Raw genomic sequence first — 14,399 nt, 5'->3', positions numbered from 1 at the left:
CATCTTATAAATGATGGTCTTATTTTTTTGTCTTTCTATCTTTTCTTTAAAACTCCCTCTCTCTTTCACCCTATGTTCACATGAGAGTCACACCTACCTTTTATAGTATATGTATCGAAGTTGTTCCTCCCTAATTTTTAAGACATTCCCCAGTGTCTTAAAGCAGCTTCCATCCCTAATTAAATTGACATAAATTGTCCCCTTCCCTAGACCATCCTATATGATGGTCTATTTTATTTTCCAAACACAAAATCAGTCTATCTACACTTAAATAAAAACAAAAAATTCAGAAAATATTGTTAAATTAGGTATTTTTTCGGTATAATTACTTTAGAAAGAACTTTCGCACAAACAAAAGGGGGGATTTTATTGAAACAAACAAAAGCAATCTTAATCGCATTATTTCTAGGTCTAGTTGTTGGACTCACTCTAAATTTAGCCGCTCCATCTATCTTTGAGCCACTAAATCAATATGTGTTCAACCCAATTGGTCAATTGTTTATTCGCCTTATTAAAATGCTAGTTGTTCCTGTTGTATTCATTTCTATCGTACTTGGTGCTGCCGGCCTTGGAGATCCGAAACAACTTGGAAGAATCGGTTTAAAATCAATTTCATTCTTTCTCGTAACAACTGCGGTTGCCATCTCTATAGCGGTTACATTTGCACTTATTATAAAACCAGGAGCTGGCGGTAATTTTAAAACAGAAGGTCTTAAGTATGAAGGTGCAAAAACTGAAACATCTTTCGTCGAAACATTGCTAAATATCGTACCAGATAACCCAGCAAAAGCAATGGCTGACGGAAACATGTTACAAATCATTGCCTTTGCCGTATTGATTGGACTCGGTATAGCTATTTTAGGAAAACGAGTTCAAGGTATCCATTCATTACTTGAACAGGGCAACGAATTAATGATGTATCTTGTTAATCTCGTTATGAAATTAGCCCCAATTGGAACATTCGGTTTGCTCGCTTCATCCGTTGGTAAAATGGGTCTTGCAGGCGTCGCTGCGATGTTCAAGTATATGATTGTCGTTATGTTAGTACTCATTATTCACGGGGTCTTTGTATATGGCGGCCTATTAAAGGTTTTAGCAAAAGAAAGTATCGTCCGGTTCTTTAAGCATTTCGGACCGGTAATGGCAATTGGATTTAGCACATCTAGCTCTAATGCATCTCTTCCATTTGCAATGAAAACCGCACAAGAGAAGCTTGGAGTTCCAAAAGCAATCAGCTCATTTGTACAACCACTCGGTGCAACGATTAATATGGATGGTACCGCTATTATGCAAGGGGTAGCAACTGTATTTATCGCTCAAGTATACGGAGTTGAACTTACATTACCGCAATTAGCTATGGTCGTATTAACTGCTGTACTAGCTAGTATTGGTACTGCTGGTGTACCAGGTGTTGGACTTGTAATGCTTACAATGGTTTTAAATCAAGTAAATCTACCAGTAGAAGGTATCGCTTTAATTATTGGTATTGACCGTATTCTAGATATGTCAAGAACAGCTGTAAACATTTCTGGTGATGCAATTTGTGCAATGATTGTCGCAAAATCAGAAGAAAAATATAATACTGATCAATCGGCAGCATCTTAAATCAAAAAAGGAGTGAATATATTCACTCCTTTTTTGATTTACTTCCTTTTTTCGAACGATATTCTTTCCCTTTATTATCATTACCAGTTTCAAATTCAGTGCTAAATTCCTGATTAAACTGGCCGGACTTTGGTGATCCTTGATTACCGCTCCCTTTACTACCGTTACGATTCGTCATATTTCTCCCTCCCTTCCTTGTATTAGTAGTATGGCGCTCTATCTTTTTTCATACACATTTTATTTTTTAACATCTACTACACACGAAAGAAGACCTTCCATATATAAGGAAGATCTTCTTTTTCATCACGTAAGCGTTTTCTTGTTTATAATCACTTAAATAAGTTTTTTGGAAATCGAAATCATTACACTCATTTCATCTTCTGAAAGTGCAGAGAATCTTTCTTGTAAATATTGTTTTTTCGCATCTTCCATTTTCGCAACTAAATTTTTCCCTTGTTCTGTAATCTCTAAATACACAACTCGGCGATCCGATGTAGAACGTGAACGAGTTACAAAACCTTTATTAATTAATTTTTCTGTAACAGCTGTAATATGACTATTCGACACATTTAATTCATTTGCTACACGCGATACCATTTCTTTATTCGTACGATTTAATATTCTCAGGACGATGAATTCATTCCACGGTATGTAACCACCGAATATTTTTCCGATATCATTACGCAATGTGCGAAACATAGCAAACACATTTGTCGATAGTTCTTCCATTAATTGCTCTCGATTTTGAGACAACTTTGACAGCTCCTTTTATTTCATTTAGTTAAATAAAAACCTTATTAATAATTTTACATGAAATCTTACTTTTTGTCACCTTATTTTCCCATAATTCGTAGTTTTTTAATAGGTATTTCATGATAAAATGAAGTTAACTTCCAGAAAAAGGGGGTATTTTAATGCATGAGGAGGAGAAATTCTCAAATCTCAGCCTAAAAGATAAAACGATTATCACTAGTATTATTGCTCTTTTTCTCATTATCGTTTTTGCATTTATATTTTTTGTATATGTAGGAATCTTTCAAATTACAGGTATAGAGTATAGTTCACGTACTGCGTTACTTCTCTTTTTTTATTAATCACTTTCTTAGACAGTATTACATTTTTCATCTTCAGTTTCTTCAAAGCGCTGCTATATCCACTGACACAAAACATGCCAAATTGGATTTCTATTACTCTTTTCTCGTTCATTGAAATTACACTAGATTGGTTCGTCATTCATACTGCTGATAATTGGATAGAAAGCGTACAAATGTCCAACACAGCTGAATTATGTGTCGTACTATTCTTTTTCCTCTTAAATAAATTATTAAGTGACGAGAAAGAGTAAGAATACAAGCTTTTCTATATAAAAATTGGTACAATGAAAGCAAATCTTACTAAAGAGGTGTTAATTATGAACTTACAACAATGGGCTGATAAAGGTATGTCCTTTGATACATATGTGAATGAAATGCAAGTAAACCAATACGAGCTACTACACATTTACAATAACTTTTTAATTCCAAATGAATTACTTCCTGTATTAGAAGAACGTCAAAATGACGGCTGGCGTGTTATCGTATTAACTGCTGATTGGTGTGGCGATGCTCTTTTATGCGTACCTGTTATGAAACGAATTTCTGAAGTTGCAAATATTGATATGAGTTTATTAATTCGCGATGAAAACTTAGAATTAATGGATCAATATTTAACAAATGGAACAGCACGTGCGATTCCAATCTTTATTTTCATTGATAAAGATGGAAATGAACAAGCCGTCTTTGGACCACGCGCTCCAAAAGTACAAGAATTAGTAACTTCAATGCGCGCTACATTACCTGAAAAAGAAGATCCAACATTCGAAGAAAAACAAAAAGAAATGTATGCTAATTTCCGTGCTACATTAGCTGATGATACTTCTCTTTGGGAGCATGTAATGGAAAATATGGTGGAAAAAATAGTAAAATAAAAAAACTGCCGAGCTCGGCAGTTTTTTTTATTACATAATGAAGAAATAGAATACCGCAGCTAAAATGAAACGATAGTAAGCGAACGGTGTTAGTTTTACACGAGATAATAATTTCAAGAATGAAACAATTGCAAGCATCGCAACAACGAATGCAGTTACAAATCCTGTTACAAATAGCGTTATATCTGCTGAGCTTAATACATCCCAGCTTTTAATTAAATCTAACCCACTTGCAGCTACCATCATCGGTACCGCTAAAATGAACGTATATTCAGCTGCCGCTGTATGCGACACGCGAGCTAATAAACCACCACTGATTGTAGAACCAGAACGAGAAAACCCTGGCCAAAGAGCTAAACATTGGAACATTCCAATTGTAAATGCCTGTTTATATGTGATTTCATCTAACGTTCTTGCTGTACTTGGTTTTGAAAACTTCTCAGCAACAATCATTAAAATACCACCGGCTACTAAGCTAATAACAACTGGTCCTGGACCAAATAAAACCTCTTTAATAGTGCTATGGAATAATACGCCAAGTACCCCGGCAGGAATCATCCCGATAATAATATGTAATAAATTTAACGATGGTCCGTCTGTTACTTTTCCTATTCCAACTAACGACCATAGACGCTTCCAGAATATAACAACAACTGCTAAAATCGATCCCAATTGGATAACAACTTCGAAAACTTTCGCTCTCTCATCTTCAAATCCAATTAAATGTCCTGTTAAAATCATATGTCCTGTTGATGATACTGGTAGAAACTCTGTTAACCCTTCAACAGCACCCATGATTAAACCAATTAACCAATCAGCCACAAGTAGTGCCTCCTTAATAACAAATAATATGTAATTTTTTCACACCTTATCATAATACCTTATCCCTTTTCAAAGTGCATCCTTTTTTTATTGGTTTCATATGTTGTAGGCGCGTATTTCTTTTCTAATCTTTGATTAAATTGTATGATAGTAAGAGTTTGTTTTTTTATACGGAAAGGGGATTTTATGAAAGAAACTACTTCATTCTCACAAAAGTTAAAGCAATTTGTATTACTATTTTTTCCGATTTTCGTAACGCAAATGTCATTATTTGCGATGAGTTTTTTTGATACAACAATGTCAGGACATGCAAGTCCAACTGATTTAGCAGGTGTTGCAATTGGAACAAGTATATGGCTTCCAGTTAGTACGGGATTAACAGGAATTTTAATGGCTACTACTCCCATTGTTGCACAGCTCGTTGGATCCAAGAAAAAAGAGGACGTTCCCCACGTTGTCATACAAGCAGTTTATTTAGCAATTTGTGCTAGCTTCGTTGTTATCCTCATCGGTTTCTTCGTCGTTTCACCTATTTTAAACGGCATGCGCTTAGAAGAACCTGTGGAACGAATTGCAGCTCAATTTTTAAGTATTATCGCAATAGGAATTATACCTTTATTCACGTACACTGTTTTACGTGGATTTATTGATGCATTAGGAAAAACTCGAACAACGATGATTATTACATTACTATCATTACCAATTAACGTAATATTAAATTACCTATTAATTTTTGGTAACTTCGGTTTCCCAAAGCTTGGTGGTGTCGGAGCAGCAATTGCTTCCACTGCAACATATTGGTGCATTTTAATTATTACAGTCATTATTATTCAGACGAAAGAGCCTTTTGCCTCTTTTAACATTTTCAAACAATTATATCGTCCTTCTCTTTCGAGTTGGACAGCATTCTTAAAGCTTGGCGTCCCTATCGGATTTGCTATCTTTTTTGAAACAAGTATTTTCGCTGCGGTAACGCTTATGATGAGTAATTTTAGTACGACAACTATTGCAGCTCACCAAGCAGCTATGAACTTTGCTTCCTTGTTATATATGACTCCGCTAAGTTTAGCAATGGCAATGACTATTGCAGTCGGATTCGAAGTCGGAGCAAAACGTTACGATAATGCAAAACAATACGGACTGATTGGAATTGGATTAGCCCTTGCCTTTGCTTTATTATATTCGATTCTTCTCTACTTCTTTGATAATCAAATTGCTTCTATTTATACGACAGATGCAAAAGTTCATCATTTAGCAAAAGAATTTCTTATCTTTGCGATTTTATTTCAAATTTCAGATGCAATTGCAACCCCTGTACAAGGAGCTCTGCGTGGTTATAAAGATGTAAATGTTGCTCTAATTATGACTTTAATTGCTTATTGGATAATAGGTCTACCACTAGGTTACATACTAGCAACGTATACAGATTGGGCCGCAAAAGGCTATTGGATCGGTCTTATTATCGGTCTAGCATTTGGCGCTGCCTTCCTACTTATCCGTCTCTTTCAAGTACAACGAAAATATGCAACACAAAACAGCCGCTAATAATAAAGCGGCTGTTTTCTTTATGCATATTTTTTCTTGTAACGTGTAATATAATGAAAAAGAAAGGTGGGTACATATGGACGACAAAGAAAAAAAGCAATCATTCGATGAAGAATTTGCCCCTGAAATTTCACCTGGATATCGGCAAGATGTACATAAGCCACCTAAATATAAAAACACTTCGTTTTTAATGGGCATTACCATTTTCGCTGCTGTATTACTCATACTTATCATTTTCGTTTATTTTTGATGAAAGGTGCCTATTATATGAAGAAACAAAATTCCAATCGTTCAAAAAGAACTGTTAAAACACAAAAAGGATATGCAGGAGATTCTGTTCATACACTTAAACAAGTCGAGCAAGGAAATTTATATATTGCTCAAAAAGAACTTGGTCAACAAAATGAAAATCTTTAAAGGCCCTTGATTCCTTGAGGGCCTTTTTATTCCGCATTAAGTAGTACACCCCCAAATGTTCTATTGAGCAATGAATTTCCTTTATTGTACGCGCTGCTTTTGTTCTAGCACCATAAATATATTATTAACCTTTACAATTTTCACTTCATAATTCAATTTCATTTTGCTTCTCTTACCATTTTCAGTACCCGCAACGTACGCTACAGCTTGATAAAGAAAACTCTCATCGGTCTCTTCACGTATCTCCTCGTTTGTAAATTTATACTCTAAATCTTGAAAACGATTTGGATAATAATTTCCCATTAATTGTTCATACCCTCTATTTAAAAATAGTTCTTCACCTTTTCGTTTCACATCTTCTTTATTAGTAAACTCAAACACTGATAGTTGCTCGGTCACAAAATGCTCTCCTACCTTTTTCATTTCATTATGAGTTAAATTTTCTATACTTTTGTTCTTTAATTCCTTATTTAACTCGTACTGATCAATCGGTTTAAAGGTAGCAAAAACCTTCTCTTTATATGACCAAAACAATACAAAAGCGATACATAGAGAAATGATTAACAATCTTTTTTTCGTAATACTCCCGCCCTTCTTCATAATGATAGCTATATTTTAACATATAGAAAGAAAATTCTGATATCATAAAGTAGAATAACTTAACTCAGAAACGAGGAACAATTATGGACTCTTACAAACATTATATAAAAGAAGCTTTGCCTAATCTTTCTATACGTTCATATAAACAAAATAAAGGAGGATGGGATAATGTAGCAGTTATAGTAAATGATGAGCTACTGTTTCGTTTCCCGCGAAAACAGGAATATGCAATGCGAATTCCGTTAGAAAAAGAACTATGCACAATTCTCACTCAATCACTACAAGAAATCAAAGTTCCACAATATCACCTAATTTATAAAAATGAATCTGATGAGGTTCCTCTTTGTAGTTACTATACTCTCATTCATGGTGAACCATTAAAAACAGAAACAATTGCCACGCTGGAGGATACAGAGCTGAAAGCAATTATTACAAAATTAGCTACTTTCCTTGCGGTACTACATAGTATTCCTTTAAACCAAGTTACAACGCTATGTTTCCCTATTAGAAAAACATGTACCTACTGGAAAGAGCTACAAACAAAATTAAACCAATATCTCACTACTAACCTTACTTCATTACAGAAACTAGCCTTAAATCGCTTATTTGAAAATTTCTTTGCATGTTTAGCTACATCCACTTTTCAAAACACAATCATTCACGCTGATTTTACACATCATCACATTTTATTTAACAAGCAGAACAAAAGCATTTCAGGTGTTATCGATTTTGGTGATGCGCAAATTGGCGATCCTGCTTTTGATTTTGCAGGACTATATTATGATTTCGGACATGAGTTTACTACATCTGTATATGAACAGTACAGTACACTTATTTCTCATCATGATCCATTACTCATTCACCGCATTACTACCTTTTATCAATACAGTCCTTTACTACATAATATTATTTATAACTTTGAGTCAGAGAATGAACTCGAATTCATTACAAGTACAGAACAGCTAAAAACGATATTACAGGGATGAGATTACATTCTCTCCCTGTATACTCTTTCCTCATACATCATTAACTTTTTATCCATTTCAACAATAACTTTATACAATTGAAATGCCTGTAAGATTTGCAGTTGAATTTCAAAAGGAGCATTTTGTTCTTTTAACCATTGAAATACTTTCGTTTCATCTTTCATTGATTATTCCTCCCTTTATCCCGCTATTTGCGGGCAGTAAGACCCCCACCTCAAAATTCAGCGGAAGCAAAGAAGTTAGGTGGGGGTCGGGCTGCCCGTTAAAGCCCGATTGGTTAAGGCTAATAATCAGTGGGTGATGAACAAAACCCCACTAATTAAAATTTCACTTTATTAAAATCTGCTACAAATATACCGTAAATGATGAAAAGCTTTTCATGTCAATAACAAAAAAGGATGCAAAGTTGCATCCTTTAATGAACTATATTTTTCTTCTGTTTCGCTTCTTTCTTTACTTCTTCCCTTTGGCATTCACTACGAAACGCACAACTTATACACTCAGAACGAAAATGACGCTCAGTATAATGCTCAGGTTGCTGTAACATTTCTTTCATTCTAGATAAATCAGCCATTCCAGTTATAATATCTTCTTGTTTCGGAATGTACTCATACTTAGTTCCTTCTATTAAATTAATAACTTCAATTTTTCCTGGAAGAACGCCGAAAGCTTTATAACTGAATACTGTCATTAGCTTCTGACAAAGAGCAAGCATTTCCTCATCCGCATCGACAACATACTTTTTAATTACAAACGACTCAGCATTCCACTCACCAACTTCAAATGTCAATGACATGTGGACACCTAACTCTTCCATATATGTTTGAAACTTCTCGTATAAAAACAATGGTGGTGTCTGACTATCATCCCTTTCAACAAACTGTAATAAGTGATCCGTTAGCTTCGCTAATACAATATAGTACTCCGTCTTCGAAGCAAACATATTAATCCTTACTTTTTTCCAATACTTTTCTATTAATATTAAAAGTACAATTTTCGTTTGTTGACCCGCAGGTAGCGTGTAATACTCGTTAATAATTTGATTCACAATCATTTGCGCTATTTGTTGCCATTCAAATGAAGAAGGTTCTCTTCTTTTTATATGACGAAAATAAAATTTATGCGGACACCGCATAAAATCATACAAATGATAATCTGTCATCGTTTTGATTGAGATTTTCTCATGCACTTGCTCTTCAGCTCCCTTCTGCCATTAAGAAAGGTGTTTTACAAATTTAGCTCCAAACTGTAAACATTTTTCTACATCTTCATCTTCTGGCGTTAATTCTACTTTTAGTCCTTCTAACACAACTGCTGCTCCGCGCTCTTGTAGCTTTTCTATTAAAATGTCAACCGCCACTCCGTATTTCGGATAAGCCGAATCACATGATCCGAATACGGCCGCTTTTTTCCCAGTTAAATCAATAGAATCCATTGCATCATAAAAATCTAAGAAATCATCAGGAAGATCACCATCTCCCCATGTGTATGCACCTAAAATAATTCCATCATACTGTTCCAATATAGAAGCTTCTGGTGAATCCATAATATCAATAACTTCAATTTCATTTTCTGTTTCACGAATTACGCCGGCAATATGGTCAGCCATTTCCTCTGTATTTCCACTCATACTTGCAAAAATCATTACTAACTTACTCAACTGAACCTCTCCCTTTACTTTGTATCTCTTTTTCTGTTTGAATGCTCTTCTTCTCATCTACATATTCAGACCGAATTACATTTCGTTGCCATTCCATATGCTGATCAACATCTTTATTTTTATCTTTTAATCCCCTCCGTAGAAGGTGAAATTTTTTTCTCATTAACATGTCGCATCCATCCTATTGATAATAATTATCAATTTCAACTATATTTAGATTAATTGACATTGATTATCAATGTCAACAACTATTTTTAAAAAAATGATTAAAATGTACAAGCTTGTCCGTTAGCTATTCATATACTATAAATGAGCATAGTTCTTTCTCAGCCCTCTCTGACGGAAAGAAATAAAAGCAACTGCGATAGAGCGCAGTTGCCTTTTTTTGTTTTTCTATGATTTTAGTAATCTTATAGTAGTCTCTAAGAATAGCTCCACTCCACAAATTAATGCTGATTCATCCACGTCAAATTTCGGATGATGATGTGGATAACAAGTATATATATTTTCATTACCTGTTCCTAATTTAATGAAACAACCGGGTGCTTTTCTTAAATATGCTGAAAAATCTTCCCCACCCATAGAAGGTTCAAGCTTAACAACACGCTCATTCCCAAACAAATGTAGTGCACTTTCTTCTACTATTTTCGTAATATATTCATCATTAATAACCGGATCATATCCATATCGATACGTATATGTATACGATCCTCCATGTGCTTCTGTAATTCCTTTCACAATTTTTTCGATTTTCCCTTCTGCTTCTATTCTTAATGTTTGATTAAAAGAACGTACAGTTCCCATTAAAGTTGCTGTACTTGGAATAATATTATCAGCCATTCCCCCATGGAACTGCGTAACTGAAACGACTCTTTGCATGAAAGCACTTGTATTTCTTGATACGATATGTTGTAAATTTGTAATAATCTGTGCTCCGATAGCAATAGGGTCAATCGTTTCTTCTGGACGTGCTGCATGTCCTCCTTTGCCTTGAATCTCAACTGTAAATACGTCTGGAGCTGCCATCATTGGCCCATACGCAATACCTATCTTTCCGCTCTCCAATCCAGACATAACATGTAAACCTATTACATAATCAACACCGTCCATAACGCCCGCCTCGACCATTTCTTGTCCACCACCAGGGTATGCTTCTTCTGCATGCTGAAAGAATAGACGAACTTCCCCTACAAACTCTTCCTTCATATTTGATAACATCTCTGCTGTACTTAATAAAATAGCTGCATGAGCATCGTGCCCACATGCATGCATCACTCCTTTATTTACAGACGTATAAGATTTCCTTGTCTCCTCTTGGATTGGTAAAGCATCTATATCAGCTCGAATCGCAATCACTTTCCCTTGCTTCACGCCTCTTTTAATTGCTAGTACACTATACTTCGTCGGTCTCGTTACTTCAAAAGAAGAAAACGAGCATAATGTATCATATATAAATTGCGAAGTTTCTTTTTCATGAAATGATAATTCCGGATACTTATGAAAATGCCTTCTCCATTTCACGATATTTTCTTCCGAAATTAGACTCTTCCACACTCTATTCATGATAATTTCCTCCTTTTCAAAAGAACTAGAAATTTTAAATTTTACTCCGTCTTAAATGATTAATAAAAGCAAATACTGCATTTTTACGTATTCTTATAGTCCACTTTTATGTATTCACACAATCCACTTTCTATTTACATATCAAACCCATTACAAATTCATGCTGAATGTAATATAATTGCTAAGTTAGGGATTTTCTTTTTTAGTATTTAGTGCTAATATCAGAAAAGAGCCTTTTGACTTATTTTTACCTAAAATGTGGGATTTTGTTTTTTTCACAATAATGTAGGACATGATACCTACAAAGAGCTATTATTTCATTAAGAGAGGGAAAGACATGGAAAGATTAAAAGAGATATGGTCTCGACCACTCACACAATGGGTTGCAAAGACGGTTTATTATCTTGCAATTTTATTTGCATTACTTTGGTTGTATGGATTCCATGATACAAACACAAGTACATTTATTTACAATGAATTCTAGGGTGGGAACGTTATGAAGTTATTAGAACTAATTGAAAAGTGGGCTATTGAAACGCCTGATCAAACTGCTTTTGTTTGGCGAGATGCGAAAATTACGTACAAACAATTAAAGGAAGATTCTGATGCGTTAGCACATTGGATTTCTTCTGCGTATCCAGATGATCGTTCACCAATTATGGTGTATGGCCATATGCAACCTGAAATGATTATTAACTTTTTAGGATGTGTAAAAGCTGGACATGCTTATATTCCTGTAGATTTATCTATCCCAGCTGATCGTGTACAACGTATCGCTGAAAATTCTGGTGCGAAATTACTTTTATCGGCAGCAGCAGTAACTGTAACTGATTTACCAGTTCGCATCGTAAGTGAAGACAACTTAAAAGATATTTTCTTTACTCATAAAGGGAACACTCCAAATCCTGAACATGCGGTAAAAGGTGATGAGAACTTCTACATTATTTACACATCAGGAAGCACAGGTAATCCGAAAGGGGTTCAGATTACTTATAACTGCCTTGTTAGCTTTACAAAATGGGCTGTAGAAGATTTTAACTTACAAACAGGGCAAGTATTCTTAAACCAAGCACCTTTCTCATTCGATTTATCTGTCATGGATATTTACCCATCATTAGTAACAGGTGGTACACTTTGGGCAATCGATAAAGATATGATTGCGCGTCCAAAAGACTTGTTTGCTTCTTTAGAGCAATCGGATATACAAGTATGGACTTCCACACCTTCTTTCGCTGAAATGTGTTTAATGGAAGCATCCTTCTCTGAGAGTATGCTACCGAACATGAAAACATTCTTATTCTGTGGTGAAGTATTACCAAATGAAGTAGCTAGAAAATTAATTGAGCGTTTCCCAAATGCAACAATTATGAATACGTACGGTCCAACAGAAGCTACTGTCGCTGTAACAGGTATTCACGTTACAGAAGAAGTACTTGATCAATACAAATCACTTCCAGTTGGCTATTGTAAATCAGACTGTCGCCTTCTTATTATGAAAGAAGATGGCACGATTGCACCTGATGGTGAAAAAGGTGAAATCGTAATTGTCGGTCCAAGCGTAAGCGTTGGATACTTAGGAAGCCCTGAATTAACAGAAAAAGCATTTACTATGATTGACGGTGAGCGTGCCTATAAAACAGGCGATGCTGGCTATGTAGAAAATGGTCTTCTATTCTATAATGGTCGTCTTGATTTCCAAATTAAGCTGCATGGTTATCGAATGGAATTAGAAGAAATTGAGCATCACCTTCGTGCGTGTTCTTACGTTGAGGGAGCAGTTATCGTTCCAATTAAAAAAGGTGAGAAATACGATTATTTATTAGCGGTTGTTGTTCCTGGAGAGCATTCGTTTGAAAAAGAATTCAAATTAACATCTGCAATCAAAAAAGAACTCAATGAGCGATTACCAAACTACATGATTCCACGTAAATTCATGTATCAATCTTCTATTCCAATGACACCAAATGGAAAGGTAGATCGCAAAAAATTATTGAGTGAGGTTACAGCATGACCGCATATGGATCATTTTATTTTTTCGCTATAGTGGGCATTTTATTAATACCTACTATCATAGCTGGATTAAAAGGTAAAATGTTGCGTAAATATAATGCCGTTTTAACATTAGTCATGCTTGCTATTATCTTCTCAGATAAACCAAAGCAAGCAATGATGTTAGCTGCATTTATTATTTGGCAATATGCCCTTATTAAAGGCTATTTAATTTTAAGAAAACAAAATAATAGTACATTCACATTTTGCATAGCTGTTATTTTATCGATTTTGCCTCTTATTTTGGCAAAAATCGCACCATTTGCATCGTTATTACCTGAGTTAAAACTTGTTGTTTTTCTAGGTATATCTTACGTAACATTCAGAGCAGTTCAAATGGTATTTGAAGTTCGTGATGGTTTAATTAAAGAGCTTTCTTTCTTTAACTTCTGGGAATTCGTTTTATTCTTCCCTGCAATTTCAACAGGACCTATCGATCGTTACAGAAGATTCCAAAAAGATATTCAAAAGCCACCTAGCGCTGAAGAATATCAAAATTTACTATATACAGGACTAAATCGTATTTTCCAAGGTTTCTTGTATAAATTTATTATTGCTTACTTAATAAAGCAATATTGTATGGATCCAGCATTCGCTCAACACGATACAATCTTTTCAAATATGATTTACATGTATAGCTATAGCTTATATCTATTCTTTGATTTTGCTGGTTATAGCTCTTTTGTAATTGGTGTAAGTTATATGATGGGAATTAAAACGCCAGAAAACTTTAATAAGCCATTCCTTAGTCGTAATATTAAAGACTTCTGGAACCGCTGGCACATGAGTTTATCATTCTGGTTCCGTGATTTTATTTACATGCGTTTCGTCTTTTTTGCAACGAAGAAAAAGTTAATTAAGAACCGTTACACAATTTCATATATCGGTGCATTTTTAAACTTTTTCATTATGGGAATTTGGCATATCCAAGGAAGCGCTGTTGCGCAGTATATTATTTATGGTCTATATCATGCCGCACTGTTTATTTTATTCGATATTTTCGAACGAAAAAACAAGAAGCATAAGTTTTGGCCAAACACTAAATTTACACGCATCCTTGCGATTGTAATTACGTTCCACGTTGTATGTTTCGGTTTCCTAATCTTCTCTGGACACCTTAACAGATACTTTTAATGCACCCTTCTTATTCCATTAAGAAGTTGCACATATAATATATTTCGGATAT

The 14,399-nt window shown here is 34.8% G+C and carries 18 protein-coding genes and 1 pseudogene; 10 read left to right on the top strand and 9 right to left on the bottom strand.

From position 1 onward, the window contains the following. Positions 1–369: 369 nt before the first annotated feature. Positions 370–1,605 carry a dicarboxylate/amino acid:cation symporter gene (locus MR160_RS07680; protein WP_000814811.1) on the top strand — a complete coding sequence of 412 codons (1,236 nt, stop codon included), beginning with the start codon at positions 370–372 and terminating at the stop codon, positions 1,603–1,605. Between the two features lie 22 nt (positions 1,606–1,627). Here MR160_RS07680 and MR160_RS07675 read toward each other — a convergent pair whose 3' ends face one another. Further along, positions 1,628–1,783 (bottom strand): hypothetical protein, encoded by a 156-nt coding sequence (locus tag MR160_RS07675; protein ID WP_000184928.1) that lies wholly within the window; start codon positions 1,781–1,783, stop codon positions 1,628–1,630. Between the two features lie 155 nt (positions 1,784–1,938). Then, positions 1,939–2,358, bottom strand: coding sequence for a MarR family winged helix-turn-helix transcriptional regulator (locus MR160_RS07670; protein WP_242297186.1), 420 nt, complete (start codon positions 2,356–2,358; stop codon positions 1,939–1,941). A gap of 161 nt (positions 2,359–2,519) precedes the next feature. On the opposite strand from MR160_RS07670, the pseudogene MR160_RS07665 reads away from it, so the two are divergent. Then, positions 2,520–2,950, top strand: a pseudogene (locus tag MR160_RS07665) (regulatory YrvL family protein). A gap of 33 nt (positions 2,951–2,983) precedes the next feature. After that, positions 2,984–3,571 (top strand): thioredoxin family protein, encoded by a 588-nt coding sequence (locus MR160_RS07660; RefSeq protein WP_003260458.1) that lies wholly within the window; start codon positions 2,984–2,986, stop codon positions 3,569–3,571. Positions 3,572–3,601: 30 nt separating this feature from the next. On the opposite strand, the gene uppP is transcribed toward MR160_RS07660, so the two are convergent. Then, entirely contained in the window at positions 3,602–4,393 is a 792-nt protein-coding gene (uppP, locus tag MR160_RS07655) for a bacitracin resistance undecaprenyl-diphosphatase (RefSeq protein ID WP_000796263.1), read from the bottom strand. Positions 4,394–4,579: 186 nt separating this feature from the next. On the opposite strand from uppP, the gene MR160_RS07650 reads away from it, so the two are divergent. The 3 genes from MR160_RS07650 to MR160_RS07640 all read left to right on the top strand — a co-directional run bounded on the left by MR160_RS07650 (position 4,580) and on the right by MR160_RS07640 (position 6,355). After that, positions 4,580–5,938, top strand: a complete 1,359-nt coding sequence (locus MR160_RS07650; protein WP_242297184.1) for an MATE family efflux transporter — start codon at positions 4,580–4,582, stop codon at positions 5,936–5,938. Positions 5,939–6,014: 76 nt separating this feature from the next. After that, positions 6,015–6,188, top strand: coding sequence for a hypothetical protein (locus tag MR160_RS07645; protein ID WP_000341062.1), 174 nt, complete (start codon positions 6,015–6,017; stop codon positions 6,186–6,188). 17 nt (positions 6,189–6,205) lie between these two features. Next, positions 6,206–6,355 (top strand): hypothetical protein, encoded by a 150-nt coding sequence (locus MR160_RS07640; RefSeq protein WP_000744623.1) that lies wholly within the window; start codon positions 6,206–6,208, stop codon positions 6,353–6,355. Between the two features lie 81 nt (positions 6,356–6,436). On the opposite strand, the gene MR160_RS07635 is transcribed toward MR160_RS07640, so the two are convergent. Then, positions 6,437–6,955 (bottom strand): hypothetical protein, encoded by a 519-nt coding sequence (locus MR160_RS07635; RefSeq protein WP_002083113.1) that lies wholly within the window; start codon positions 6,953–6,955, stop codon positions 6,437–6,439. Between the two features lie 83 nt (positions 6,956–7,038). Between MR160_RS07635 and MR160_RS07630 the strand changes: the two genes are divergently transcribed. Further along, the gene (locus MR160_RS07630) at positions 7,039–7,941 is read left to right on the top strand and encodes an aminoglycoside phosphotransferase family protein (protein ID WP_000378990.1); all 903 of its coding nucleotides are present in this window, start codon (positions 7,039–7,041) and stop codon (positions 7,939–7,941) included. Between the two features lie 2 nt (positions 7,942–7,943). Here the strand turns inward: MR160_RS07630 and MR160_RS07625 are convergent, their stop codons facing one another. From MR160_RS07625 to MR160_RS07605, 5 genes are all read right to left on the bottom strand, one after another. After that, a complete protein-coding gene (locus MR160_RS07625; RefSeq protein WP_000651086.1) occupies positions 7,944–8,105 on the bottom strand; it encodes a hypothetical protein in 162 nt (53 codons plus the stop codon). Positions 8,106–8,356: 251 nt separating this feature from the next. Further along, complete coding sequence (locus MR160_RS07620) at positions 8,357–9,130, bottom strand: hypothetical protein (RefSeq protein WP_000544580.1); 774 nt, start codon at positions 9,128–9,130, stop codon at positions 8,357–8,359. 24 nt (positions 9,131–9,154) lie between these two features. Then, positions 9,155–9,601: a flavodoxin gene (locus tag MR160_RS07615; protein WP_000041154.1), complete on the bottom strand. Its 447-nt coding sequence runs from the start codon at positions 9,599–9,601 to the stop codon at positions 9,155–9,157. Beyond that, entirely contained in the window at positions 9,594–9,770 is a 177-nt protein-coding gene (locus MR160_RS07610; protein WP_000929009.1) for a hypothetical protein, read from the bottom strand. Before MR160_RS07610 ends, MR160_RS07615 begins: the two co-directional genes overlap by 8 nt. 224 nt (positions 9,771–9,994) lie before the next feature. Continuing rightward, complete coding sequence (locus MR160_RS07605; protein WP_001082809.1) at positions 9,995–11,164, bottom strand: amidohydrolase; 1,170 nt, start codon at positions 11,162–11,164, stop codon at positions 9,995–9,997. 337 nt (positions 11,165–11,501) lie between these two features. Between MR160_RS07605 and MR160_RS07600 the strand changes: the two genes are divergently transcribed. From MR160_RS07600 to dltB, 3 genes are read left to right on the top strand one after another with little or no spacing between them, the layout of a single operon-like run. Further along, a complete protein-coding gene (locus MR160_RS07600; RefSeq protein ID WP_000440293.1) occupies positions 11,502–11,648 on the top strand; it encodes a teichoic acid D-Ala incorporation-associated protein DltX in 147 nt (48 codons plus the stop codon). A 12-nt stretch (positions 11,649–11,660) separates the two neighbouring features. Then, positions 11,661–13,175 (top strand): D-alanine--poly(phosphoribitol) ligase subunit DltA, encoded by a 1,515-nt coding sequence (gene dltA, locus MR160_RS07595; protein ID WP_000770497.1) that lies wholly within the window; start codon positions 11,661–11,663, stop codon positions 13,173–13,175. Continuing rightward, complete coding sequence (dltB, locus tag MR160_RS07590; RefSeq protein ID WP_000127955.1) at positions 13,172–14,347, top strand: D-alanyl-lipoteichoic acid biosynthesis protein DltB; 1,176 nt, start codon at positions 13,172–13,174, stop codon at positions 14,345–14,347. The genes dltA and dltB overlap by 4 nt, the downstream gene beginning before the upstream one ends. Positions 14,348–14,399 lie beyond the last annotated feature (52 nt).

This window comes from Bacillus cereus group sp. BfR-BA-01382, from assembly GCF_022663475.1.
GTDB classification, from domain to species: Bacteria; Bacillota; Bacilli; order Bacillales; family Bacillaceae_G; genus Bacillus_A; species Bacillus_A thuringiensis_S.
Note: the sequence above shows the minus strand (reverse complement) of the source record. Positions and strands in the feature narration are given on the sequence as shown.